The 24,138-nt window shown below is 36.4% G+C and carries 27 protein-coding genes; 8 read left to right on the plus strand and 19 right to left on the minus strand.

What is annotated here, in order from left to right; genetic code table 11:
• Positions 1-1,025, minus strand: a 1,025-nt coding sequence (ald, locus tag AC1DKZ_RS23620; protein WP_476997183.1) for an alanine dehydrogenase, incomplete at its 3' end; no start/stop codon positions are given.
• 213 nt (positions 1,026-1,238) lie between these two features.
• On the minus strand, positions 1,239-2,030 hold the full coding sequence (locus tag AC1DKZ_RS23625; protein WP_002015530.1) for an SDR family oxidoreductase: 792 nt from the start codon (positions 2,028-2,030) through the stop codon (positions 1,239-1,241).
• A gap of 147 nt (positions 2,031-2,177) precedes the next feature.
• On the opposite strand from AC1DKZ_RS23625, the gene AC1DKZ_RS23630 reads away from it, so the two are divergent.
• The gene (locus tag AC1DKZ_RS23630; protein ID WP_002164984.1) at positions 2,178-2,636 is read left to right on the plus strand and encodes a universal stress protein; all 459 of its coding nucleotides are present in this window, start codon (positions 2,178-2,180) and stop codon (positions 2,634-2,636) included.
• A gap of 43 nt (positions 2,637-2,679) precedes the next feature.
• Here AC1DKZ_RS23630 and AC1DKZ_RS23635 read toward each other — a convergent pair whose 3' ends face one another.
• On the minus strand, positions 2,680-3,384 hold the full coding sequence (locus tag AC1DKZ_RS23635) for a hypothetical protein (protein ID WP_476997184.1): 705 nt from the start codon (positions 3,382-3,384) through the stop codon (positions 2,680-2,682).
• 95 nt (positions 3,385-3,479) lie between these two features.
• On the opposite strand from AC1DKZ_RS23635, the gene AC1DKZ_RS23640 reads away from it, so the two are divergent.
• Complete coding sequence (locus AC1DKZ_RS23640; RefSeq protein ID WP_113935729.1) at positions 3,480-3,659, plus strand: ProA domain protein; 180 nt, start codon at positions 3,480-3,482, stop codon at positions 3,657-3,659.
• 96 nt (positions 3,660-3,755) lie between these two features.
• Entirely contained in the window at positions 3,756-4,322 is a 567-nt protein-coding gene (locus AC1DKZ_RS23645) for a DinB family protein (RefSeq protein ID WP_476997185.1), read from the plus strand.
• Positions 4,323-4,359: 37 nt separating this feature from the next.
• Here the strand turns inward: AC1DKZ_RS23645 and AC1DKZ_RS23650 are convergent, their stop codons facing one another.
• From AC1DKZ_RS23650 to AC1DKZ_RS23660, 3 genes are all read right to left on the minus strand, one after another.
• Positions 4,360-4,713: a DUF3139 domain-containing protein gene (locus tag AC1DKZ_RS23650; RefSeq protein ID WP_002067555.1), complete on the minus strand. Its 354-nt coding sequence runs from the start codon at positions 4,711-4,713 to the stop codon at positions 4,360-4,362.
• A 98-nt stretch (positions 4,714-4,811) separates the two neighbouring features.
• Entirely contained in the window at positions 4,812-6,200 is a 1,389-nt protein-coding gene (gene argH / locus AC1DKZ_RS23655) for an argininosuccinate lyase (protein WP_404443620.1), read from the minus strand.
• Positions 6,197-7,402, minus strand: coding sequence for an argininosuccinate synthase (locus AC1DKZ_RS23660; protein ID WP_002088976.1), 1,206 nt, complete (start codon positions 7,400-7,402; stop codon positions 6,197-6,199). Before AC1DKZ_RS23660 ends, argH begins: the two co-directional genes overlap by 4 nt.
• 167 nt (positions 7,403-7,569) lie before the next feature.
• On the opposite strand from AC1DKZ_RS23660, the gene AC1DKZ_RS23665 reads away from it, so the two are divergent.
• A complete protein-coding gene (locus AC1DKZ_RS23665; protein ID WP_476997186.1) occupies positions 7,570-7,887 on the plus strand; it encodes a radical SAM protein in 318 nt (105 codons plus the stop codon).
• A gap of 28 nt (positions 7,888-7,915) precedes the next feature.
• Here AC1DKZ_RS23665 and AC1DKZ_RS23670 read toward each other — a convergent pair whose 3' ends face one another.
• Positions 7,916-8,110, minus strand: a complete 195-nt coding sequence (locus tag AC1DKZ_RS23670; RefSeq protein ID WP_002067549.1) for a hypothetical protein — start codon at positions 8,108-8,110, stop codon at positions 7,916-7,918.
• 856 nt (positions 8,111-8,966) lie between these two features.
• Between AC1DKZ_RS23670 and AC1DKZ_RS23675 the strand changes: the two genes are divergently transcribed.
• On the plus strand, positions 8,967-9,629 hold the full coding sequence (locus AC1DKZ_RS23675) for a YitT family protein (protein ID WP_476997187.1): 663 nt from the start codon (positions 8,967-8,969) through the stop codon (positions 9,627-9,629).
• A 31-nt stretch (positions 9,630-9,660) separates the two neighbouring features.
• On the opposite strand, the gene AC1DKZ_RS23680 is transcribed toward AC1DKZ_RS23675, so the two are convergent.
• Positions 9,661-10,494 carry an EcsC family protein gene (locus AC1DKZ_RS23680; RefSeq protein WP_476997188.1) on the minus strand — a complete coding sequence of 278 codons (834 nt, stop codon included), beginning with the start codon at positions 10,492-10,494 and terminating at the stop codon, positions 9,661-9,663.
• Between the two features lie 137 nt (positions 10,495-10,631).
• Here AC1DKZ_RS23680 and AC1DKZ_RS23685 point away from each other — a divergent pair, with 137 nt between their 5' ends.
• Together AC1DKZ_RS23685 and AC1DKZ_RS23690 are read left to right on the plus strand one after the other, a co-directional pair.
• A complete protein-coding gene (locus AC1DKZ_RS23685) occupies positions 10,632-11,267 on the plus strand; it encodes a DUF1796 family putative cysteine peptidase (RefSeq protein ID WP_002138623.1) in 636 nt (211 codons plus the stop codon).
• Positions 11,268-11,338: 71 nt separating this feature from the next.
• Positions 11,339-11,773 (plus strand): NUDIX hydrolase, encoded by a 435-nt coding sequence (locus AC1DKZ_RS23690; RefSeq protein WP_476997189.1) that lies wholly within the window; start codon positions 11,339-11,341, stop codon positions 11,771-11,773.
• A gap of 26 nt (positions 11,774-11,799) precedes the next feature.
• On the opposite strand, the gene ackA is transcribed toward AC1DKZ_RS23690, so the two are convergent.
• From ackA to AC1DKZ_RS23715, 5 genes are all read right to left on the minus strand, one after another.
• Entirely contained in the window at positions 11,800-12,993 is a 1,194-nt protein-coding gene (ackA, locus tag AC1DKZ_RS23695; RefSeq protein WP_002015546.1) for an acetate kinase, read from the minus strand.
• 299 nt (positions 12,994-13,292) lie between these two features.
• The gene (locus AC1DKZ_RS23700; RefSeq protein ID WP_002015548.1) at positions 13,293-14,279 is read right to left on the minus strand and encodes a class I SAM-dependent methyltransferase; all 987 of its coding nucleotides are present in this window, start codon (positions 14,277-14,279) and stop codon (positions 13,293-13,295) included.
• A gap of 211 nt (positions 14,280-14,490) precedes the next feature.
• Positions 14,491-14,991 carry a thiol peroxidase gene (tpx, locus tag AC1DKZ_RS23705; protein WP_002015549.1) on the minus strand — a complete coding sequence of 167 codons (501 nt, stop codon included), beginning with the start codon at positions 14,989-14,991 and terminating at the stop codon, positions 14,491-14,493.
• 135 nt (positions 14,992-15,126) lie between these two features.
• Entirely contained in the window at positions 15,127-15,522 is a 396-nt protein-coding gene (gene ytfJ / locus AC1DKZ_RS23710; protein ID WP_000350005.1) for a GerW family sporulation protein, read from the minus strand.
• A gap of 12 nt (positions 15,523-15,534) precedes the next feature.
• Positions 15,535-16,173: a DUF2953 domain-containing protein gene (locus tag AC1DKZ_RS23715; RefSeq protein ID WP_242248622.1), complete on the minus strand. Its 639-nt coding sequence runs from the start codon at positions 16,171-16,173 to the stop codon at positions 15,535-15,537.
• A 205-nt stretch (positions 16,174-16,378) separates the two neighbouring features.
• Between AC1DKZ_RS23715 and AC1DKZ_RS23720 the strand changes: the two genes are divergently transcribed.
• A complete protein-coding gene (locus AC1DKZ_RS23720; protein ID WP_002015552.1) occupies positions 16,379-17,182 on the plus strand; it encodes an NAD kinase in 804 nt (267 codons plus the stop codon).
• A gap of 193 nt (positions 17,183-17,375) precedes the next feature.
• Here AC1DKZ_RS23720 and AC1DKZ_RS23725 read toward each other — a convergent pair whose 3' ends face one another.
• From AC1DKZ_RS23725 to AC1DKZ_RS23750, 6 genes are all read right to left on the minus strand, one after another.
• The gene (locus AC1DKZ_RS23725) at positions 17,376-18,944 is read right to left on the minus strand and encodes an amidohydrolase (protein WP_476997190.1); all 1,569 of its coding nucleotides are present in this window, start codon (positions 18,942-18,944) and stop codon (positions 17,376-17,378) included.
• An 87-nt stretch (positions 18,945-19,031) separates the two neighbouring features.
• Positions 19,032-19,463 (minus strand): VOC family protein, encoded by a 432-nt coding sequence (locus tag AC1DKZ_RS23730; protein WP_002129408.1) that lies wholly within the window; start codon positions 19,461-19,463, stop codon positions 19,032-19,034.
• A 103-nt stretch (positions 19,464-19,566) separates the two neighbouring features.
• Positions 19,567-21,153, minus strand: coding sequence for an acyl-CoA synthetase MbcS (gene mbcS, locus AC1DKZ_RS23735; protein WP_476997191.1), 1,587 nt, complete (start codon positions 21,151-21,153; stop codon positions 19,567-19,569).
• A 221-nt stretch (positions 21,154-21,374) separates the two neighbouring features.
• On the minus strand, positions 21,375-21,569 hold the full coding sequence (locus tag AC1DKZ_RS23740) for an alpha/beta-type small acid-soluble spore protein (RefSeq protein WP_000168891.1): 195 nt from the start codon (positions 21,567-21,569) through the stop codon (positions 21,375-21,377).
• 79 nt (positions 21,570-21,648) lie between these two features.
• The gene (thiI, locus tag AC1DKZ_RS23745; RefSeq protein WP_002034334.1) at positions 21,649-22,863 is read right to left on the minus strand and encodes a tRNA uracil 4-sulfurtransferase ThiI; all 1,215 of its coding nucleotides are present in this window, start codon (positions 22,861-22,863) and stop codon (positions 21,649-21,651) included.
• Between the two features lie 6 nt (positions 22,864-22,869).
• A complete protein-coding gene (locus tag AC1DKZ_RS23750) occupies positions 22,870-24,012 on the minus strand; it encodes a cysteine desulfurase family protein (RefSeq protein ID WP_002067571.1) in 1,143 nt (380 codons plus the stop codon).
• Positions 24,013-24,138 lie beyond the last annotated feature (126 nt).

A 24,138-nucleotide genomic window follows, 5' to 3' on the forward strand; every position in this document is an offset into this window, starting at 1 on the left:
CCTTTTAATAATGCAGTGTTGCCYAGGCAAGCTTCTTTGTAGCCTTTGTTAGCAATTTGTACTGCATATGGTACTGTTACGTTTGTTAATGCAAGAGTTGATGTACGTGGAACCGCACCTGGCATATTTGCAACTGCATAATGAACAACGCCATATTTTTCGTAAGTTGGGTTGTCATGAGTTGTAATACGGTCAGTTGTTTCGAAAATACCACCTTGGTCAATCGCGATATCTACAACGACAGAACCTGGTTCCATTGATTGAATCATTTCTTCTGTTACAAGTTTTGGCGCTTTTGCACCTGGGATTAATACTGCACCGATTACAAGATCAGATGCTCTTACAGCTTCTGCAATATTGTAAGGATTAGACATTAAAGTTTTTACTTGGTTTCCAAAAATGTCATCTAATTGACGAAGACGTTCTGCACTTAAGTCGATGATTGTTACATCTGCACCTAAACCTACTGCAATTTTCGCTGCGTTTGTACCAGCTTGACCACCGCCGATAATTGTTACTTTACCGCGTTTCACCCCTGGAACACCTGCAAGTAAGATACCTTTACCACCTTTGTTTTTCTCAAGGAACTGTGCACCGATTTGCGCAGACATACGACCAGCTACTTCACTCATAGGTGCAAGTAATGGTAAAGAACGATTGTCTAATTGTACTGTTTCGTATGCAATTGATACCACTTTGTTATCAATTAATGCTTTCGTTAATTCTGGCTCTGGAGCTAAGTGTAAGTATGTGAATAAAATTAAACCTTCGCGGAAATAACCGTATTCACTTTCAACTGGCTCTTTTACCTTCATAACCATATCTTGATTCCATGCTTCTTCAGCAGTTTCAACAAGTTTCGCACCAGCTTGTACGTATTCTTCATCTGTAAAGCCTGATCCTACACCTGATCCTTTTTGAACAAAAACTTCATGACCATTTTGTACTAAATGTACAGCTCCCGCTGGCGTCATTGCCACGCGGTTTTCATTGTTTTTAATTTCTGTTGGAATACCGATACGCATTATTAGTTCCCCCTTGAGTTATGAAATGACCCCTGAATCATTTTTTAAAGCGCTTTCTATGCTCTTATATTCTAACATAATATCTCAATATTTGACAAAAAATAATACAAGTTTTCCGATAGATTTAATCCTACATTAAAGGACAGTATTATCCGTACCTCTCAGTATAAAGGATAAACTGTCCAATTATTCGAAACTTCACTTTATTTAATTCTATCGATGTCTATGAATAACATCAACAGCACCTGTTACTTCAATAATCGTGCCAGTAATCATATCAGAATCGTCCTCACATAAAAACGAAATGGTTCTTGCGATATCTTCCCCTGTTCCAGATCTACCAATTGGTGTGTTACTACCTTTCAGATTTCGTGCTTCTTCAATCGTTGCCTCTTTCATTTCACCAATTATATCACCAGGACATACCATATTCGCAGTAATACCGTATTCAGCTTCTTCGTATGCGACTGTTTTCGTTAAAGAAACAAGTCCGACTTTCGCAGCTGCAAAGGCTGAACGATAAATCCATCCAGGCGCGCTATCTGCCCCTTGAAATCCATAGTTAATAATACGGCCAAATTGCTGGTTTCTCATAATCGGTACGACAAGTTTTAATAAATGAAACACCGCTGTTAAATTACCCTGGATCATTTCATTCCATTCGTCTTCTTCGTAATCGACTAATTTTTTCCTTTCAAATACGTAAGGACCAGCATTATTAATTAAGAAGTCAATTTTGCCAAAACGGCTCATCGCTTCTTCTACTATTTTATGTAAATCTTCCTTTTTCGTGACATCAGCTTGCACGAACTGTAGACGTTCTTCCATATTTTTATATGTTTCTTTCATTGTTTCCATAGCACTTGTATCGCTATGATATGTTACTGTTACTGAATATCCTTTATCCAATAACTTTTCTGTTACTTGCTTTCCTAAACCTTTCGTACCGGCTGTAATGAGCGCGTGTCTCACAAACATGCCTCCTTTTAAATTGCTATACTCCATATGTAACAAGTTCTCGCTTCAATTACAACTAAAATGAATTAAGGCAAAGTTTTCAAAATTCTGTAACGTTTCCGACAAGCACATTACCAAAATTTGTTTTATAATAAAGTTGTAAACGGTAATAAAAATGATTGGGAGGAATTTACTATGAATAATACATATACAAATATTTTAATTGCGGTGGACGGTTCTAAAGAAGCAGAAAAAGCCTTTAAAAAAGCAATTCAAGTTGCAAAACGAAACAACGCAACATTAACAATTGCTCATATCGTTGATGTAAAAGCATACTCAGCAGTAGAGGCTTATAGCCGCGCAATTGCTGAACGTGCAAATCTATTTGCAGAAGACTTATTAGAAGACTACAAAAAAACTGCGCTTGAAGCTGGTCTTGAAAAAGTAGAAACTGTATTAGAATTTGGTAATCCTAAATCTAAAATTTCAAAAGAAATCGCTCCAAACAATAAAGTGGATTTAATTATGTGTGGTGCAACTGGTTTAAATGCTGTAGAACGTTTCCTAATTGGTAGCGTCTCTGAACATATTATTCGCTATGCGAAATGCGATGTCCTTGTTGTTCGTGGTGATGAGGAGCAAGGTGATCTTTAATTTATAATAAAAAAACACCAAGTCCACATGGGCTTGGTGTTTTTCATTTCACAAACTTCACTATAAATACAAGACAAGCTACAACAACAACGGTACCTGCCAACACATACGGCGGAAGGAATTTCAAAGACCATAGCGCCATCATTATCGTCGCAACAGTTAAGTACGTTTGCTTTGCATCTTCTGTCATTTTTTTACGAAGTAAGAAAACATACACATAACCGATTGGCGGCGTAATGAAGCAAAGAACATATATAATTTTTGATTTTAAATACCACTTTTGTTCGCCAAGTTTCTTTATGTCTTCTTCTATTCTCTTACTCTCTTGTTCTCTCACTTCTTCTTCAATCGGATCTTCCTCTACTCCTCGCCTTTCTTTCATATAAGGAAGAAAATGCATAAAAAAATAACATGCAAATACAATTACCCAAAATTCAATATCCAATCTTTCTAGTGGAATATACTCACTAAAAAATGCAGCAGCAATCACTAAAGAAAAACAATACGTTGTCATCCAAAATGAACGTTTTCTCTTTTTCCGTTCTATTTCTTTTTTATCTTTTACTTCTTGTACTTTCTTTTTTCTAGAAAGCCATACAGAAATACAGCAATCTACTACAAATAAAGTAAAGATAAATATTGCTATATGTATTGTTTCCACATTCTCAAATGAAAATATTTTTGGGAATGCAGCGTGTAATACAATTAGCGTATACAAAATTAACCCTACAAAATAAATACGTCTCATTTTCCATTCCTTTCTTATTTCCTAACATTACATTAACATACATTTTTTAGAAATAGACGGACAAAATATATGTGTTTAGAAAAGGAGGATGCTACATGGATGATTATGAACGTATTATTTTAGATGTGAATGATACAGAACTCGAAATGTTAAATACGATTCGCGAGCATTTTAAAGAAAAACATGGTGTTGAACTAAGTCACGGTGCATTGCTTCGAGATTTGATGGATATTGAATACATTCGAATTACGGAAGATCGACACAAGTATGATTAATCGATGAAAATTTAAGCCTAGAGCATATTGTTCTAGGCTTAATTAAATCCATACGGAAATGTTATAATTAGGAAAAAACATGGGGGATATCAAAATATGCAATCTGAAAATATATCAAAACATTTTCACACATTACATGTACAAAGAAACCAGTTCCTTCCTAAGCTTTATTCACTTTCACATGAACAACTATGGTATAGGAAAGAGGACGGAAAATGGTCTATTGGTGAACACTTTTATCACTTATATTTAATCACAAGGATGCTAAAAGTAGCGATTAAATTCTCTTTCACTCTTATCCCTTATGCCAAGCTAAGAAAAAACATCCCATTTGCAACTGAAATACATGACATTTATGCCGAATATAAAGAAAAACACGGAAAAGGAATGAAAGCTCCTTGGATTTTAATCCCTTCAAAAAAAGTCTATTACTCTATGAATGTAAACGAATTAGAAGAATTACTTTCACGTGAAACAGATGAAATAAAAAAACTAGTTCAAAATATAGAAGAAGATATTGCAGGACATATCGTATTTTCAGATCCAATTGCTCACTATCCTAACCTTATTCAATCTATCCAACTATTAGCGATTCATGAGAAGCATCATTTTAGCATTATGAAGAACAACTATAAAATGCTCGACTCCCTTCTAAAAATATAAAAGACTGCTCATATTACTTATCAGCAGTCTCCTATATCTATTTAAGCTCTTGATGCTTCCCACCCATACCACCTGGCTCATTGCTATCTTGGTGTACAGTTATTTTATTTGTTTTAGCATCTTTCGAAACTCTATATGTATACGATTCATTTGGTTCATCTTTAAACTGTACATTCATACCGTAAGAACCGATTTTACTATAAAAGGCCGGTTTTATGTATGAAATATCACTTTCTTTATATCCTTTCTCTTGCAAGTGCCACATCGTTGCGATAATCGCTTCTTCTCGCTTTTCTTGTTCACCAACAAACATATATTTGTCCAAAAGAAATACTTTCACGTTTGCAATTAAGCTAATTAACAGTAAAATGATAAATACTATTTTTTTCATAAATTTCCCCTAAATTGTGTTTTTTCACTATACTATAACTTACACACTAGTAAAAAAGAAAGTACGCCAGACTTTCACAGACTGGCGTACTTTCCAACTCAATTCCTAATAACTTCTTTAGTTAACCCCTTCGCCTTCTCCAAAGCCTTTTCAATCTGCTCAAATCCTGTCCCGCCAGCACTGTTACGACGCTTTACAGCTGCATAAGGTGAAAGAACTTCATATAAATCTTCTTCAAATAACGGACTCATTTCTTTATACGTTTCAAGTGGTACATCTAATAAATAGATTCCTTTTTGCGTACAATGAAGAACTAGTTTCCCAACAATTTCATGAGCTTGACGGAACGGCAGTCCCTTGCTTGCTAAATAATCAGCAATTTCTGTTGCATTAGAGAAGTCTTGCGTCACAGCTTGCCCCATTTTTTCTTTGTTTACAGTCATCGTTTCAAGCATGCCTGCCATAATATGAAGGCATCCTTCTACTGTTTTCACTGTATCAAACATTCCTTCTTTATCTTCTTGTAAGTCTTTATTGTAAGCGAGCGGCAATCCTTTCATTACTGTAAGTAAACTGAATAAATTACCGTATACTCTGCCCGTTTTACCACGAATAAGTTCCGCCATATCCGGATTTTTCTTTTGCGGCATAATACTGCTTCCTGTTGCGTATTGATCGCTCATTTCAATAAATTGAAACTCTTGGCTACTCCATAAAATAAGTTCTTCGCAAAAGCGTGATAAGTGCATCATGAGCATAGATGAGTTACTTAAAAACTCCAGTATGAAATCACGATCACTTACCGCATCTAAACTATTTTCATAGATTCCATTAAATCCAAGAAGCTCCGCACTATATTCTCGGTCAATCGGGAATGTTGTACCAGCTAGTGCTCCTGCTCCTAATGGTGAAATGTTAATACGCTTTAACGAATCTTCATAACGATTCACATCGCGATCTAACATCCAAAAGTAAGCAAGAATATGATGCGCAAATGAAATCGGTTGTGCACGTTGCAAGTGCGTATAGCCGGGCATAATTGTTTCAATGTTATTTTCCGCTTGATGAACAAGAACAGTTTGCAATTGTTTTGTAGCTTTTATAATATCTTCTACTTTTTCTTTTAAATACAAGTGCATATCTGTCGCTACTTGATCGTTACGGCTTCGGCCTGTATGAAGTTTCCCTCCTACTTCACCGATTCTTTCAATTAACATCTTTTCAATATTTAAATGAATATCCTCAGCTTCTACCGAGAAATCCAATTTATTTTCTTTCGCTTCCTCTAGTAAATACTGAAGCCCTATCTTTATTTTTTCTGCTTCTTCTTTCGTAACGATGCCTTGCTTTGCTAACATCGTTACGTGTGCGATACTCCCTTTTATATCTTGGCTAACCAATTGCTTATCAAAGGAAATAGAAGCTCCGAATTCTTCTACCCATGCTTCCGCTTCTTCTGTAAAACGTCCGCCCCAAAGTTTGCTCACGCTTCCACCTTCTTTTGATTCACTTGGCTGTATACTTTTGTAGGTAAACCGAATAATGAAATGAAACCAACTGCTGCATCATGATTAAATTCATCCTGGGCAGTATACGTTGCTAATTTTTCATCGTATAAAGAGTACTCAGATTTACGCCCTTCTACAATCGCATGACCTTTAAATAATTTCACACGCACTGTACCTGTTACATTTTTTTGCGTTTCTTGTAAGAAAGCATTGAGCGCTTGTTTTAAAGGTGAGAACCATAAACCGTTATAAATTAATTCTGTTAGTTTTTGCTCAATCATCGGTTTGAAATGAGCGACCTCTTTCACAAGTGTTAAATCTTCAAGTTCTTTATGCGCTGTTATTAATGTCATTGCTGCTGGGCATTCATATACTTCACGAGATTTAATACCGACAAGGCGATTTTCTACATGGTCGATACGTCCCACGCCATGCTTGCCAGCAAGTGCATTTAACGTTTTAATTAGTTCTGAAAGTGGGTATGCAGTGCCGTTTAAAGTCGTCGGTACTCCTGCTTCAAATCCGATTTCTACAAACTCTGGTTTATTCGGTGTATCTTCTAATGCCAACGTCATCTCGTATGCGTCTTCTGGCGGCGCTGCCCATGGATCTTCTAAAATTCCACATTCGTTGCTGCGTCCCCATAAGTTTTGATCGATTGAAAACGGGCTATCTAAATTAATTGGAATCGGTATATCATTTTCTTTTGCATATGCAATTTCTTCTTCACGTGACCATTTCCATTCACGTACGGGCGCAATAACTTCTAAATATGGATTCAACGCTTGAATAGAAACTTCAAAACGAACTTGGTCATTCCCTTTCCCTGTACATCCATGTGCAACTGCACTTGCGCCTTCCTGCTCTGCAATTTCTACTAATTTTTTTGCAATAAGCGGACGAGATAATGCAGAGACAAGAGGATATTTCCCTTCGTATAACGTGTGAGCTTGCATCGCTATCAATGCATATTCATTCGCATATTCTTCTTGAACATCAATCATATATGATTTAATTGCACCTACTGAAAGTGCTTTTTCTTTTACAAACGCTAAGTCTTTACCTTCCCCTAGATCTAAGCAAAGCGCGATAATATCATAATTCTTTTCTTGTAACCATTTAATCGCAACGGAAGTATCAAGACCTCCGGAATATGCTAACACAACTTTTTTCTTCTCCATTTTGCATCCCCCTAAAGAATAAATATTCATTTTATCTTATAATAATCCAAACTTTAACACCTTTCATAAAATGAATCAAGGGGAATCCATAAATTTTTTTCAAACAATTTCGTCGAATTTCTTTCTTTTTTTATGTAAAATAGAGGCAGGAAAATGGAGGGGTTTCTATGAAAAAGTATTTTATATACAATGAACATCTAGGGATTGAATTGCCGAACATACAAGAAAAATGGGAAGACATCTCTGAACAAGCGCAGCATTCTATTTTATTAAAATGGGAGCAAGTTCGCGGAAAAATACCTGATCGTATACAAGAGCTTGAACGTCATATTAATCAAAAACAACATTGCTTAAATAACGAAGAGAATTTCGAAATTTCCTGTAGGCTTAATTCAGAAATTGCCGATCTTGCTTCAATTATTAATGATCTTTGGCTTTGGTATCGTCTAACCCAAAACGTATCTGAGGGAAAARCACACCAATGAAAAAAGCATGCCCCTCAATTACTTTGGGTCATGCTTTTTTGTCGTAACACGATTTACAATATATTTCTTGTGCTGTTTTCGCCAAACACACATCAAACGGACCAACTAATATACTTCTTTCTTTTGGCAACTTTACAAAAGCAACTAGCTCTTCTTCATATTGAATCTTTTTCTGACATGAAACACATTTTAATTCTTTTCTTTTAAACATGTCTTTTAGCATATCTCCATTCTCCCCCTCATCTATCTATATTAATATACTCTCATAATAGTTAGAGCTTGTAAAAAAATGACACATTCCGAAACAAATTATTCATATACTATGTACAAAAGGAGGTCTCAAACTTATGCGAGCTTTCATTATTATCGCTTTAACTTTTTTAAGTATCATTAGCTGGGATGCATTTTTTAAAGATAAAAGTGACGAAAACAATACTACTAAATGAAAACTCTTCTTTTCTTACTTATTGGACAAACTTCTAAAAACTGCCCAATCCTGCAAAATCACTTAGGCTTTTCTACAAAAATATTTAAACATAACATTTTTTGTAGATTCCCTCCGGTTATTGTCGGTTTCCATCCGCATGCATTTTTTGAAAGTATGATATAATAATATAAATCTTGAAGGAAGGGATTTTGATATCATGATCGCTCGAAGGAGCATGTGGCATCGTATTGACGAATCATACACGTAGCGTATTTTTCAGCTCAGATACTTTAGTCTAGCGAAAAAAATACGAGAGTGGGGAAATTATGATTGCCCGAAGGATAATTTGGCAAAAAAAAGACTCTTCTTACACATAGCGTTTTGTTTAGGACTTAATTGTTACTAGCTAAACAAAACAAAGAAGAGCAGGATTGCTAAATGAAGAATCCTACTCCACGTTTTGTTTAGTCGTTTTAAGACTTAAACTAAAACGAAGGTAGGGAGAATTGATGGACGAGAGGATTATTCGTTATTTCTTCAGCGACATATAGCGTAGTTAGTTTTTTTCGTAAACTAACTGAAAGCTACATGTGAGCTCGTAGTTAGTTTACAACACAACAAGGACTACTAACTACGGAAAGAAGGAATAACGATGAGGAACATCCAAAGTCGACAAATTATTAAAGAAGTTTTTATGGTTTTAATCGGTTCATTTATTTTAGCAGCAGCGCTATATCACATTCACTTCCAAAACCACTTAACAGAAGGTGGCTTTGTAGGTATTGCACTATTTATCCAAAATTTTTATGATATTTCACCATCCATTTCAACTGTAGTAATGGATATCCCTATTATTTTACTATGTGCTTCATTTTTAGGTAGAAAAATGGTTGGCTACTCATTCCTAGGTTCGATTTCATTCGGAGTATTTTATTCTCTTATGGAAAATTATTCTCCATTTACGGTCAATTTATCAAATAATTTATTTATAGCTGCAGTAGTTGGCGGTGCGTTAGCTGGTATTGGACTCGGTTTTATATTGCGATTTGGCGGTGCAACCGGCGGAGACGATATTTTAACAATTATATTAAGCAAACGAACTCGGTTTACAATTGGGCAAATTTTCTTCGTCTTTGACGCGATTGTTCTTGCGCTTTCATTATATTATTTAAATTGGACAGAAATTGCTTTTACTATTCTTTCGATTGCCGTACAGGCAAAAACATTGGATTTAATTTATTATCCAAAAGCAGAAAAGAAAGCAGAAAAGCAACCAGTATCTATTCCAATGTCCAAAAAGCATGCAACAAATTAAAAAAGCGAAAGGCCTCGGCCTCTCGCTTTTTTTATGCTCTTTTTTCCTTCTCGACTATGTGGCGCACTTGATAAAATCTATTTGCAAATTCAGTAACGCTTCTTGTTAAACGATAGTTCACTGTAGACCCAATTGCCATTCCAATGACCGGAATACCTTGGAATAATTTACGACGAAGAGCATAAATCGAAAATGTTTTCAAAATTTGTTTTAACACAACTTCAGTAGAAGCTGGCTGTAATACCGCTTCGTCTCCTTCATAAAAGAATGAATCTTCTTGCTCAAGTTCTCTCAGTAAATTGTACCATGCATATTGCTGAAGTCTCGCCGGCAATAATGCTGCGTGAAACACCTTTAACGCAAGCATCATTTCATACGGCTTGTTCACATCATGTCCAAATGATGTTGCAATAAGTTGAACAGCTTTCACATTTAACGCGATCATAACCGGAAAATCAGCTGTTAATAATAATAACCCCCCAGCACCCGTTGCTCCGCCTTGTACGAATGAATATAGGCGATGTCTTGCTGTTTGCTGCTCTGCTATGTATGTTAATTGATCAATAGATAACGCCTTCAAATCTTCAAGTTGCTCAATTGATTCATCAAATAATCTCGATGTTCCTAAAATGCGATTACGTGCATCTAACTGTGATTGTGAACTTTGAATAAGTGCATGCAAATGAAAGAGCCATCCATCTGCTTTCGTAAAGAAATCTTTTCGTTTTTTCTCAGGCAACTTCGCAATTGTAGTATGTACCCATTTATCAAACATTTTTTGAAAATCGGTCGCTTCTTGCTCAACTAATTGCGATTCCCATTCTTTTATATTGTCTAAAATGGCTTGTTCTCGCTTCGATCGCATCGCAACAACCACCTCGTTCGATTTTTTTCTATTGTAACATATTTCCGCTTGTTCTTTGCAAATATGCTTGTCTATCTTTATTCACATACCATTTTTTAGTGACATAAAATATTAGCAAAAAGGATGAGATGAATCACATGAATCTATCCAATATAAAAAAAGAATATAATGCAGTATTCAGCTTAGGACAAAACTGCTGGCCTGCTTGGGCTTTATATCAATTCGAATTATCACCATTTTTTGGTGTTATCGATTTTATGCTAAGCCCTTCATTAGAAAAAGTGAATTTATTATTACAAAATCGATTTGACCGTTTTTTACAGTTCGAAAACTTATCCTTCATCTCATTTTGGGATGATGATGCGAAATTAAGACTACGTGACAGCCTATATGAAATCGACTCCTGTCACGACTTTAAAACAGATGTAAACACACCAACATCCTGGCCTTCTTATACAGAAATTAAGTTAAACTATGAGCATCGAATTAATCGTTTTCTAACTACAATCGAAACGGCAGAATCCACRTTGTTTATTCGGACGGGAGGAACATACGAAGAAGCACGTTCCTTGGAACAAATTTTATCTCAAATAGTTAAACATACATTCTCTGTCCTATTACTCATTCCTGAAGATGTACCAACTATCGCCCAAGAAGATTGGGGATTACAAAACATTTGTGTTATAAAATGCCCTATTATGGATGTATATCAGTACAATGAAGCATTTTGGAATGACTTATTTGATGGAATCACGATTCGGCCAAACGCTTAAATACACGTCACCTTTTATCACACCCTGCCTTATAATCATCCTTATACAAAATAAATAAGGAGTGATTATATATGTATCCACGTGCAAAAGCTTTTGGCATTGCTATACATCACGGTCGCCTTCTCGTACAAGAATATCATACAGGCGATGAAACATATTACCGACCTCTTGGCGGATCAATTGAACTTGGTGAAAAATCAGCACATACTGTTATTCGCGAATTTCAAGAAGAGCTTCACACAGAAGTGGAAATCACCAATTATTTAGGCTGCTTAGAAAATATCTTTCATCTTGATGGAGAAATTAGTCATGAAATCATTCAGCTATATTCTTTACGCTTATTAGACACATCACTATATGAAATGGAAAAAATGAATATACAAGATGAGCAAACCGTATCGTATGCGAAATGGATTCCCATTACAGCTTTCATTCAGAAGGAAAAAGTGCTATATCCAGATGGAATTTTAAACTATATCCAAAAGAAAAAAGACGAAATCCTATAGGATCTCGTCTTTTTTTATATAGTATATTAACCAATATCTCCAAGACGTAATACGTCACGAGCAATCATAACTTCTTCGTCAGTTGGAATTACGATAATTTTTACTGGAGAGTGTGGGAAGCTAATGAATGCTTCTTCACCGAATACGTTATTGCGTTTTACGTCGAAGTATACGCCCATGTACTCAAGGCCTTCTAATACGCGCTCACGAATAATTGCACTGTTTTCACCTACACCAGCTGTAAAGATGATAGCGTCAACGCCTTTCATACGAGCTGTGTAAGAACCGATGTATTTATGGATACGGCTCACGAACACGTCAAGTGCTACTTTCGCACGGTGGTCGCCTTCTTCTTCTTTCGCAATGATGTCACGTAGGTCACTAGAGTAACCAGTAAGACCTAACATACCACTCTTCTTGTTTAATACGCTAACTACTTCTTCTACAGTTTGGCCTGTTTTTTCCATGATGTATGGAATTAACGCAGGGTCAATGTTACCAGAACGTGTACCCATTGTTACACCAGCAAGTGGAGTGAAGCCCATAGAAGTATCGATAGACTTACCGCCTTCTACTGCTGCGATACTTGCACCGTTACCTAAGTGACAAGAAAGTAGGCTTAAGCTTTCAATTGGACGACCTAATAATTCAGCCGCACGCTCAGTTACATATTTATGAGAAGTTCCGTGGAAACCGTATTTACGGATGCCAAATTTCTCATAGTACTCATATGGTAAGCTGTATAGGAATGCAGATTCCGGCATTGTTTGGTGGAATGCTGTATCGAATACTGCTACTGCTGGTACGTTTGGTAGTACTTCTTGGAATGCTTTAATACCAACAAGGTTTGCTGGGTTGTGAAGTGGTGCTAAATCGCTTAATTCTTCGATATCAGCTAATACTTCAGCATCAATTAATACAGAATCAGCAAATTTTTCACCGCCGTGTACAACACGGTGACCGATACCGCCAATCTCATCAAGAGATTTTACGATTCCGTTTTCAGTTAATTTCTTAAGAAGCATGTTAACTGCTACTGCATGATCTGGGATGTTTGTAATTTCTTTTTGTTTTTCGCCATTTACAGTAATTGTGAAGATACTATCTTCTAAACCGATACGTTCTACTAAACCTTTTGTTAATACTGTTTCACTTGGCATTTCAAATAATTGGAACTTTAACGAAGAGCTTCCTGCGTTAATCGCGATGATTTTTGACATCTAGTCTTTCGCCCCTTTTTCTCTTGGTAGTTATGTGGATCATTCCACAAACCGCTCGATTTTATCTAATTAAATTCACTCATTATGAAAACGTTTCATCATTAGTAAATTTTATACTCACGATTTTAATTTAAACATCGTCCGACATATATTTCAAGTGAAAAAATTGTAACACCAAGAAAAAAAATATATTACAGATTTCAAAAAAATTCAGTTAAATCTTGTATATATTAAAAAACATTACATATCCTATAAAACTGTACTACATTAATTACTAACCCTGTTACATATATATCGTATTATTTATGTGTTGCAAACCAAGTATTCAATTGATCCATAATGTTCTCCATAGCCTTCATGTTAGAGAATTTAGGTAATTCCACTAGTAGTGCCTGTTTCGGCATTGTTACACCTTGGCCTTTCTTTTGGAGAACAAATATACTTTTTGCATTTTTCTCGTTTTTAAACATGGAAACAGGAAGCTGTAATAATCCTTGAATAAAACATGTCTCTTTAATGAATGCATGTAGCTTTGGCGCTTGATCACTTTCAAAAATGAAGTTTGGTACTAAGAAGAATAAATACCCGCCTTCTTTCGTATGTTTCACACTTTGTTCAATAAATAAGTGATGTGCATATGACATTCCTTCATTTGCTTTTAATGTATATTCACTTGCAACAATTTCATTTGGATAATAACCAATTGGTAAATCTGAAACGACTGCATCAACTGGATCAATATAAAGTGGTGCTAGTCCATCTTGGTGGAAGAATTCGATTGCATGCTTTTGTAAATTTGCATTTACTAAAGCAAGTTTAATTAACACCTCATCCACTTCCACACCAAATCCACTCATTGTTAGTTCTTCTTTGGCGCTATTAAACAATGTAGTCATTAAGTTACCAGTTCCAATTGCAGGGTCTAAAACAGTAATTTCTTTTTGACCTTGCATAAACTTATGGAATAAGTAGCTCATGAACATTCCAACTGCATCTGGCGTCATTTCGTGATTCGCTTGTACGCCCTCTTTCATTCCTTTTAAAATGGCTAGCTGAAATGCTTTACGAATTTCTTCCCCTTTATATGTTTCTTCATTAAACGTACTATATTCACGATTCAACCTTTCAATTGTTGATTCGGATAATTCCTCTTGTAAAATCGCTCCTTCAAACAAGTTATCACCTGTTTCTACAAGCGCCTCTAAATATGTTACATCTAATTCTTTACGTAAAACTACCGTAGAAGAATCAAAAATAGAAAATAATGTTTCTACTGCCTGACTCACGTACATTCCTCCTTCTCTCTTTTACACATAACTTATATCATACCATAATCTAAATTTTTCCCAAAAGAAAAAGCGACCTCTTGCAAAGAGCTCCCCTTCAAGTTGTTTATGATGTAACGTCTTTTCTCATATATTGGTTCAGTTAACAATATATGAGAAAAGACGACCTCTTCTAAAGTAAAACTTTAATGAGAGGTCGTCTTCATTTACATTACTTCGCAGATTTAGCTGCTTCTAATGCTGCTTCATAGTTTGGATGGCTTGTACCTTCGCCTACGTATTCTGCGTAAACTACTTTGTCATTGCTATCTACTACGAATACTGCACGAGCAAGTAAACGAAGTTCTTTCATTACTAAGCCGTAAGCTTCACCGAATGAAAGGTCACGGTGATCAGAAAGTGTTACAACATTTTCTAAACCGTTTGCTGCACACCAGCGTTTTTGAGCGAATGGTAAATCAGCGCTAATTGTTAATACTTTCGCGTTTTCAATACCTGCTGCATCTTCGTTAAAACGACGAGTTTGTGCATCACATACACCTGTGTCGATTGAAGGTACAACACTAATTAATTTCACTTCACCTTTGTATGTTTCTAAACTTACTGGAGATAAGTCATTTGCTAATACTTGGAAGTTAGGCGCTTGATCGCCAACTTTAACTTCTGTTCCAACTAAAGTCATTGGGTTACCTTTAAAAGTTACATTTGCCACTTAAAAATCCTCCCTTATTTTAAACAAAATATGTACAATGTAAATGATAGTTTGTCCCTATCGATAATGCAAATAAAATGGCTTTATTTACAAAAAAATTAAAGAAGCTAATCCACTGATCAGCTTCTTTATTCGTTAAATTTGAAATTCAGGATCATCTTCTTTTCGTTTATCCATCATTTCTTTCACTTTATCAACAGCTTGTGGCGCTAATTCAATTATTTTATCGATGACGTGTGTTTGCTTATCTAAGTGTAATACTTTCACACCTTCTCCATTTATAACAAGAAAGGCAACAGGATTAATAGAAACTCCTCCACCACTTCCCCCGCCAAATGGATGACGGCCTGAATGTTCTACTTTACCAAATTCACTTCCACCAGCAGCAAATCCAAAACTGACTTTCGAAACTGTAAGAATTACACTTCCATCTGCCGCTTTAATTGGGTCACCAACAATTGTATTTACATCAGTCATTTGTTTTAAATGCTGCATTGCGGTTGTCATTAAACCTTGAATTGGATGGTCCATTCTATATCCCCCCTATGCTTGAACAGATTTTTCTGTCATACCAGATCTTTGCTTTCTCATAAACATGAGTAATTTTATCGCTGTTTTTACAGTACGGAATATACGAAAAGATGCTGTTAACTCGCATCTTGATGCAAATCCCTTTCCTTGAAAAACAGGAGTAATTTCAAATTCTGGTATGTCGACAATATGCATATATTGTCCTACAACTCCAGCAGCCATTCCTTTTGTCCCCCATGCATATCCAGTGACAATTCCAGTACTAGCCGCGTCGCCTACTCCAATTTGCGTATGCCATTTCCAACCATTGATTTTCACTCTTTTGAGAAAATCTTTAACAATAGTATGAACGTCTTGAAGCTTTTTTATCAGTTCCCCTATACTATCGAGTTGTGCCATAATTTTATTATCTATTCCTCCGTCCTCTTCAGCTTTTTTAATTTTTTGTCCTGTCTTCTTCTGCTGTTTTTCAATTCTTTCCAATACATCAAACGTATATCGAATCATCCATATTTTCACTTGAAATAAACATTGTTTTTCCATTTCTGAATATAAAAACGTCACCTTAAGCGATATTTTCGATAATAGTATAAGCAAAATAAAAAGTAGAAGAATTATCATTCCAATTACGAGCCACTTCATTCTTACCATCCTTTCACTCCATACCCATTATCGACAAGTTTATTCATCATTAAACAGACTTTGATAAAATTGAATATAAAAATTTTTCTAAAAATAAAAAGGAATTTTGACAATTTATATCGAAATATACTATTTGAACATATCATCCAGAAACATACTCTGACGATATGTAGCACTAAGACTAGAAAATTCAACTGCAGTGGAGGGATACATAATGGCAAATCGTCGCAATTTATTTTTCTTTTATGGTGATGACAAAGTAACGCTCGTTGAAAAAATGAAACCAGTATATCGTATTTTAGAGGAGAATGGATTTACCATATTAGATCATCCAAAAAATGCAAACGCTATCGTCAGCGTTGGAGATGATGGGACTTTCTTACAAGCCGTTCGTAAAACCGGCTTTAGAGAAGATTGCTTATACGCAGGTATTTCTACGAAAGATGAAATTTCTTTCTACTGCGATTTCCACATCGATCACGTTGATACAGCCCTTCAAGAAATTACAAAAAACGAAATTGAAGTGCGAAAATATCCAACAATTAAAGTAGATGTAGATCACGGTACATCTTTCCATTGTTTAAATGAATTCACATTACGCTCTAGTATCATTAAAACATTTGTCGTAGATGTACACGTCGACAATTTACATTTCGAAACCTTTAGAGGTGATGGATTAGTTATCTCCACACCAACAGGAAGTACCGCTTACAATAAATCATTACATGGTGCAGTTGTCGATCCACTTATCCCATGTTTCCAAGTAAGCGAACTAGCATCTTTAAATAACAACACATACCGTACACTCGGATCACCGTTTCTTTTAAATCACGAGCGCACGTTAACTTTAACACTTAAACCAGATGGCAATGATTACCCTGTTATCGGCATGGATAACGAAGCACTTAGCATTAAGCAAGTGGAGAAAGCCGTTGTTCGTTTAAGCGATAAACAAATTAAAACTGTTAAATTAAAAAACAACTCTTTCTGGGAAAAAGTACAGAGAACATTTTTATAGTATTAAAATAACCGCAGAATTATGGGATTCCATAATTCTGCGGTCTTTTATTTCCCACGATTGGTGTGGGCGGCCATCTCTTACTATGCAGTCGCCATTATTGTCAGCTTTTGTCGGTAAGTCGATATATTTTAATAATCGCTGATATATTTCAAGTTATGGTCGATATATTTCAATAATCGCTGATATATTTTCACACGTCTTTTCTATAAACAATCTTCCCATCAATGACGGTCATTTCTGCCTGTACTTCTTTTATTTCTTCCGCCTCAATTTCAAAAATATTGCGGTCTAATATCGTAAAGTCTGCTTCATATCCTTTTGCAATTTGTCCTCGCTTCGCTTCTTTTCCAATTGCATACGCACTTCCTGTTGTAAATAAAGAAACAGCCTCATACACCGTTAATCTTTCTTCTGGGATATAACATACACCATCAATAAAACTTCTACGTGTAACAGCACTATATATACCTAAAAACGGATTCACTTGTTCAATTGGAGCATCAGAGCCTCCATTACAGTGTAATCCTGCGTCCAGTAACGTCTTCCAAGCATACGCATAACGAAGACGATGGTCTCCTAGTTTTTCAATCACTGATGGAAAATCCGATGAAACAAAGACTGGTTGAATATCAATAATAGCTGGCAAGTGTTTCATTCTTTCAATCAACTCTTCACGAGCTAGCTGACAATGAATAATACGGTCACGTAATCCTTCTGCTGGTGGATGTAATTCAAGCGCATCAATGACATATTCAAGCGATAAATCACCAATTGTATGAATCGCAACTGGCATATGTAAATCTCGTGCTTTTTTCACTAAACCTGCAAGCTCTTCACGTGAGAAAATGGCAACTCCATTTGTTTCCTTCGCATCTTCATACGGTTCACTTAATAAAGCTGTTCTTCCGCCAAAAGAGCCGTCAGAAAAAATTTTCATCGCACCAAATTCAATATAGTGCTCATTTTCATATTCTTTTCGTTCATTCGCTACTTCATGGTGAACGAGTAAATGCGCTTTAAACCGCATTTCTTTTATAACGTGTGAAAACGCATTGTACGTTTTTTGAAAGCCGCCATAATAATTTAAGTCTTCCGTATGTCCGCCAACGAGTCCGTATTGCCAGCAGTCTGAAATCGCTGTTTGCAGAGCACTTTGCAAATACACTCCATCTATTTCAGGCTGAACATGTTTAATTAACTCTTGTCCTTGCTCATATAAAAGTCCTGTTAAATTATTTGACGCATCACGGCCAATTTTCCCGCCCTTTGGATCTTGCGTCGCTTCTGTTATATTCGCTTCTTGCAATATGTATGAATTCACCCATGTCACGTGACGACAAACACGCTTTAATAAAATCGAATGTTCTTTAGAGATTTCATCTAAATCACGTACATGAACTTGTTTTGTATCTGTAAAATTATTTTCATTCCATCCTTCTCCGATAATCCAAGATCCTTTTGGCGCTTCTTCTACGCGCTTCTGAACAAGAGTAAGCACTTCTTTATAAGATGTACAATTTGATAAATCTAGACGAAGTAACCTCTCCCCATGCCCAATAAGATGTATATGGCTATCAACAAGACCTGGAATCATCGTTTTCCCTTTTAAATCGTACAACTTCACCGAAGAATATCGGTTCTCTAACGCTTCTTTATTCCCCACATCAACAATGACGCCATCTTCGACGTAAACGGCTTCTACTTTTTCATTCTCTTCTCGCATTGTGTAAATGGTGCCGCCATACCAAATTTCTCCCATATGCCCATCCCCTTTTTCCTTTAGTCTACGAAATTAGTACGTATAAAAAAAGCACCATTTCGATTAAAAATGGTACTTTTCCAAAAATTAATTTTGTTCAGTAGGGTTCGTTGTAATTTGCCATTCAATGCTAAATTTATCTTTTAATTGTCCGTATGCTGGGCTCCAGAACGTTTCTTGAAGTGGCATAATAACTTCTCCACCTTCTTGTAACTTATCAAATACTTCTTTCGCTTTTTCTGCATTATTAATTTGAATTGCGATTGTTACTTGAGATCCGATTGCATGCCCTTGACCTGGGAATGTATCAGAAATCATAAGGTCCGTATTACCAACTTTTAAAGTAGCATGTAAAACGCGCTCTTTCGCTTCAGCTGGAATTGGGTATTCTGGATTTTCAGGCATGTCACCAAAAGTTTGCATTACTTCTACTTTTGCGTCTAACGCCTCTTTGTAAAACTGTACAGCTTCTTGCCCACTACCATCTAAAACTAAGTACGGATTAATACCTAAAATCATACGGACACCTCTTTTTTTAGTTTATAAAATCGAACTTGTGTTCGTTTTTTATAATATCATCGTTTTACATTTCATTCAACTATTTACTTCCCTATTTTCAAAATTATTTTGAAGGAAGCTCCATTTCTTGTTTTCTAAGTTCAATACGGCGAATTTTTCCGGAAATCGTTTTTGGTAGTTCATCTACAAATTCAATTTTGCGAGGGTATTTATATGGTGCAGTCAATTCTTTGACGTGTTGTTGGAGCACTGGAATTAATGTTTCTTCGTTCTTGTCTATATTCTCTCTTAATACGATAAATGCCTTCACGACACTTCCGCGAATTTCATCAGGGCTTGCAACAACCGCACATTCTCTTACGTAAGGATGTTTTACAAGCGCATCTTCGACTTCAAACGGTCCGATTGTATAGCCAGAGCTAATAATAATATCATCACCGCGCCCTTCAAACCAGAAATAGCCTTCTTCATCTTTTTTCGCTTTATCACCCGTAATATAATAATCACCACGGAATTGCATCGCTGTGCGCTCATCATCTTTATAATATTGCTTAAAGAGGGCTGGTGTTTCAATGTGAACTGCAATATCGCCAACTTCTCCTACCTGTACAGGAGTTCCTTCTTCATTTACGATATCAACATGATTTCCTGGCGTCGGTTTTCCCATTGATCCTGGTCTAATGTCCATCCCTTTCATTATTCCAACAAGCAGTGTATTTTCCGTTTGCCCATAGCCGTCTCTTACTGTAATATCGAAATGCCTTTGGAACGTTTCAATGACTTCCCTGTTTAACGGCTCACCTGCCGATACAGCGCTATGTAAAGCTTCTAAATCGTACTCACTTAGGTTTTCTACCTTTGCCATTAATCTATACTCAGTCGGTGTACAACAAAGTACATTCACCTTATTATCACCTAATAAATTTAAATATGTTTTTGGTTCAAATTTGCCGTTATATACAAATCCTGTTGCACCTGAACCGAGAGTCGCTACAAACGGGCTCCAAATCCATTTTTGCCAACCTGGACTAGCCGTTGCCCATACAACATCTTCTTCTTCGATTCCGAGCCAGTTCGGAGCGCTTGTACGTAAATGAGCGTATGCCCAGGCATGCGTATGAACAACTCCTTTTGGATTTCCTGTCGTCCCTGACGTATAAGATAAAAAGACCATATCTTCTTTATCCGTCTTCGCCATTTCTAACGTATCACTTTCCGTTTCTAATGCTGTTTTTAAATTCGTCCATCCATCTACTGATCGCTCGCTCAGGACGAATTTTTGAAGAGATTCCACCGCTTCTACGCCGTCAAATTGTCCAATATACGGTTCGTAACTTACGATAGCCTTTACTTCTCCGTGCCCAATACGATACTCGATATCTTTTTTACGCAACATTTCTGAGCTTGGAATAACGACAAATCCTGCTTTAATCGCAGCAATATACGTCATGTAAGCTTCAATTAAGCGCGGCATCATAATAAGGAGCTTGTCCCCTTTTTGTAAGCCACTTTTTATAAAAGCGTTTCCAATTCTATTCGCACCTTGCATTAATTCAAAATATGTAATCTCTCGTCTATTCCCTTTATCATCTTGCCAAATTAAAGCAAGCTTCTCTTTATCACTCGTATATTTCTCTATTTCCGAAACTAAATTATAAGACGGCGGCGCTAACAATTCCTCTCTCTTCATATAACATCCTCCTTTATTTCTATGCCTCCCTTATATAATAAAGAATTTTCAGTAAATTTTGAACCCTCTTCTTTTGACAATTTTTTTATATTTATGTCGAATTGATGTATGAATGTATAGCGACGATGTTTTTAACATAACGATTCATCGGCAAATAACGACGAAAACGACAAAAAGAAAGAGCGGGAGAACCCGCTCTTTCTAAGCCATCGTATATGGGATTATTTTTGGTAACCGCCTAATTGTTGCTCAGCTAGTGAAACTAGACGTTTAGTAATTTCGCCACCAACAGATCCGTTAGCGCGAGATGTTGCATCAGCTCCAAGTTGAACACCAAACTCTTGAGCGATTTCGTATTTCATTTGATCTAATGCTGCTTGAGCACCAGATACTGCTAATTTATTTGTGCTTGCCATGTTGTATCACCTCCTTGTGAGTATAGAGTGTGATAAACAACATGACTTCATGCACATTTGAATGTGGTAATTTATGGGTTTAGAAAAGTTCTTCGAATTTTTCTTCTTCAGCCACTACTTCTACTGTTTGTAATACCATTGTTTCTTTGTTCGCTACAGCCTCTTCAATTAACGGCGCGAAATCGTACTTCGCTTCAAAACGATTTGCTTTCTCACGCTTCGGTTTCGTCGATGGACTTGCTGGTGTAAACACTGTACAGCAGTCTTCATATGGACGAATTGAAATATCATACGTTCCAATTTCTTTTGCAATTTTAATAATTTCTAATTTATCCATCGTAATAAGCGGACGAATAACAGGATAGTTTGTCACTTCGTTAATCGTATGCATACTATCTAACGTTTGGCTCGCTACTTGTCCAAGACTTTCACCAGTCGTAATTGCAAGTGCATTACGCTCCTCTGCAATACGCTCTGTAATACGCATCATCATACGACGCATAACTGTCATAGAATAGCTAGATGGAATTTCTTTATTAATCGTTTTTTGCACTTCAGTAAATGGAACAAGATGAAGTGTTACACGTTTACAGTATTGCGTTAACTCTTGTGCTAAATCGATTACTTTTTGTTTCGCGCGCTCGCTTGTGAAAGGTGGACTATGGAAGTGAACTGCTTCCACAGATACGCCGCGTTTCATCGTTAAGTAAGTTGCTACCGGGCTATCGATACCACCAGAAAGAAGTACCATTACTTTTCCGCCAACGCCAACTGGTAAACCGCCAGCTCCCATGTGCTCACCACACATAATATAGCTGTAACCACTGCGAATTTCTATACGTACATTCACATCTGGATTATGAACATCTACTGTGATATCCTCTGTATTTTCTAAAATGTGCCCACCGATTTCTGGAAGTAACTCCATCGTCTTCATTGGGAAGCGCTTATCAGAGCGGTGCACTGTAATTTTAAATGTTTTCACATCACCTTTTACTTGTAAGAAAGCTGCTAATGCACCTTTTTTAATATCTTCTAATTCTGATGGTACTTTCATTGCTAAGTTAAACTTATGAATACCAAATACATCTTTCAATCTTTCAGAAATTGCTTCATGGTCTTCACCATTTAACTGAATGTACATACGATCATGTGTTGCATCAATTTTAATGTTTGGGAATTTTTTTAATTTGAATTTCACATTATCTTTTAACGTACTTACAAACTTAGAACGGTTCTTTCCTTTTGTCGTCATTTCTCCATAACGAACTAAAATATATTCATATGTCATCATATTTCTTTACCTCATCACTTCATATAATTTTGGCATCGTCTCTTTAACAATACCTTCAAATTGTTTTACTTCTTCCATCGTGTTGTCTGGTGCTAGACTAATGCGAATCGCACTTGTAGCTGCGGCGTGCGGTACTCCCATTGCCACTAGTACTCTGCTCACTTCATTTGCTTTTGAAGAACAAGCAGACTTCGTCGATACATATACACCATGCTCTTCTAAAGCATGAACGACTACTTCTGGTTTTAAACCGACAAATGATACATTTAAAATGTGCGGTGCCGCATATTCAAGTGATGTATTAATCGTTACAGTTTCCATCTCTTTAAAGAAACGGACCAGCTCTGTTTGTAAATTTTGCAAATGAACTATCTTTTCTTTCACTTGTTCCATCGTCATACGAAGTGCTTTCACCATTGCTACAATACCAGGTAAATTTTCTGTACCTGAACGATACTTGAGCTCTTGTTGACCACCTGATAAGATTGGATCTAATCTTACACCATCACGTACGTAAAGAAGACCTGTCCCCTTTACGCTATGAAATTTATGTCCAGATATTGAACAAAGGTCAATATGAGAAGCGTATAAATCAAGTGGTACTTTTCCTATCCCTTGTACATGGTCCACGTGGAATCTTATTTTCGGATAGTTCGTTAATAATGTTCCAATTTCAGTAACGGGCTGAATCGCTCCAGTCTCGTTGTTCACGTGAATAATTGACACAAGAATCGTATCTTCACGAAGTGCTCGTTTTACATCTTCTACCGATACAACACCGTGCTCGTTAACCGGTAAATACGTTACATCAAAACCGAGATCTTCTAATTGTTTATATGCTTCAAACACAGACGCGTGTTCAATATTTGTTGTAATGATATGTTTGCCGCGCGAACGATTCCTCATCGCTATCCCTTTAATCGCAAGGTTATTCCCTTCCGTTCCACCTGATGTGAAAATAATTTCAGAAGGTTTAACGTGAAGGAGCTGTGCCGCAATCGTTCTCGATTGTGTTAATAGACGCTCTGCCTCTCCTCCAAGCGAATGAATAGAAGAAGGATTACCAAAATATTTCCCTGCAACCGTTACGTACGATTGAAGCGCTTCTGGATATGGCTTCGTCGTCGCACTATTATCAAAATAGATCATCGTTCTTCCCCTTTCAGCGCTATCACATCATATAATCATATCACAAATACGTGTAATTACGCTAAGACTACTCAAAGGTTCCGTTTTTATATAAAAGTGTACATTTCCCCCGGCCATTTGCAGGCA

The organism is Bacillus sp. 05T21 (assembly GCF_056396785.1).

Bases quoted from the DNA above. Each gene is read 5' to 3' on its own strand.
- AC1DKZ_RS23625 (WP_002015530.1), bottom strand. From the start codon at position 2,030: ATGGAGTATAGCAATTTAAAAGGAGGCATGTTTGTGAGACACGCGCTC.
- AC1DKZ_RS23630 (WP_002164984.1), top strand. From the start codon at position 2,178: ATGAATAATACATATACAAATATTTTAATTGCGGTGGACGGTTCTAAA.
- AC1DKZ_RS23635 (WP_476997184.1), bottom strand. From the start codon at position 3,384: ATGAGACGTATTTATTTTGTAGGGTTAATTTTGTATACGCTAATTGTA.
- AC1DKZ_RS23640 (WP_113935729.1), top strand. From the start codon at position 3,480: ATGGATGATTATGAACGTATTATTTTAGATGTGAATGATACAGAACTC.
- AC1DKZ_RS23645 (WP_476997185.1), top strand. From the start codon at position 3,756: ATGCAATCTGAAAATATATCAAAACATTTTCACACATTACATGTACAA.
- AC1DKZ_RS23650 (WP_002067555.1), bottom strand. From the start codon at position 4,713: ATGAAAAAAATAGTATTTATCATTTTACTGTTAATTAGCTTAATTGCA.
- AC1DKZ_RS23660 (WP_002088976.1), bottom strand. From the start codon at position 7,402: ATGGAGAAGAAAAAAGTTGTGTTAGCATATTCCGGAGGTCTTGATACT.
- AC1DKZ_RS23670 (WP_002067549.1), bottom strand. From the start codon at position 8,110: ATGCTAAAAGACATGTTTAAAAGAAAAGAATTAAAATGTGTTTCATGT.
- AC1DKZ_RS23675 (WP_476997187.1), top strand. From the start codon at position 8,967: ATGAGGAACATCCAAAGTCGACAAATTATTAAAGAAGTTTTTATGGTT.
- AC1DKZ_RS23680 (WP_476997188.1), bottom strand. From the start codon at position 10,494: ATGCGATCGAAGCGAGAACAAGCCATTTTAGACAATATAAAAGAATGG.
- AC1DKZ_RS23690 (WP_476997189.1), top strand. From the start codon at position 11,339: ATGTATCCACGTGCAAAAGCTTTTGGCATTGCTATACATCACGGTCGC.
- ackA (WP_002015546.1), bottom strand. From the start codon at position 12,993: ATGTCAAAAATCATCGCGATTAACGCAGGAAGCTCTTCGTTAAAGTTC.
- ytfJ (WP_000350005.1), bottom strand. From the start codon at position 15,522: ATGGACCATCCAATTCAAGGTTTAATGACAACCGCAATGCAGCATTTA.
- AC1DKZ_RS23715 (WP_242248622.1), bottom strand. From the start codon at position 16,173: ATGGTAAGAATGAAGTGGCTCGTAATTGGAATGATAATTCTTCTACTT.
- AC1DKZ_RS23720 (WP_002015552.1), top strand. From the start codon at position 16,379: ATGGCAAATCGTCGCAATTTATTTTTCTTTTATGGTGATGACAAAGTA.
- AC1DKZ_RS23725 (WP_476997190.1), bottom strand. From the start codon at position 18,944: ATGGGAGAAATTTGGTATGGCGGCACCATTTACACAATGCGAGAAGAG.
- AC1DKZ_RS23730 (WP_002129408.1), bottom strand. From the start codon at position 19,463: ATGATTTTAGGTATTAATCCGTACTTAGTTTTAGATGGTAGTGGGCAA.
- mbcS (WP_476997191.1), bottom strand. From the start codon at position 21,153: ATGAAGAGAGAGGAATTGTTAGCGCCGCCGTCTTATAATTTAGTTTCG.
- AC1DKZ_RS23740 (WP_000168891.1), bottom strand. From the start codon at position 21,569: ATGGCAAGCACAAATAAATTAGCAGTATCTGGTGCTCAAGCAGCATTA.
- thiI (WP_002034334.1), bottom strand. From the start codon at position 22,863: ATGATGACATATGAATATATTTTAGTTCGTTATGGAGAAATGACGACA.
- AC1DKZ_RS23750 (WP_002067571.1), bottom strand. From the start codon at position 24,012: ATGATCTATTTTGATAATAGTGCGACGACGAAGCCATATCCAGAAGCG.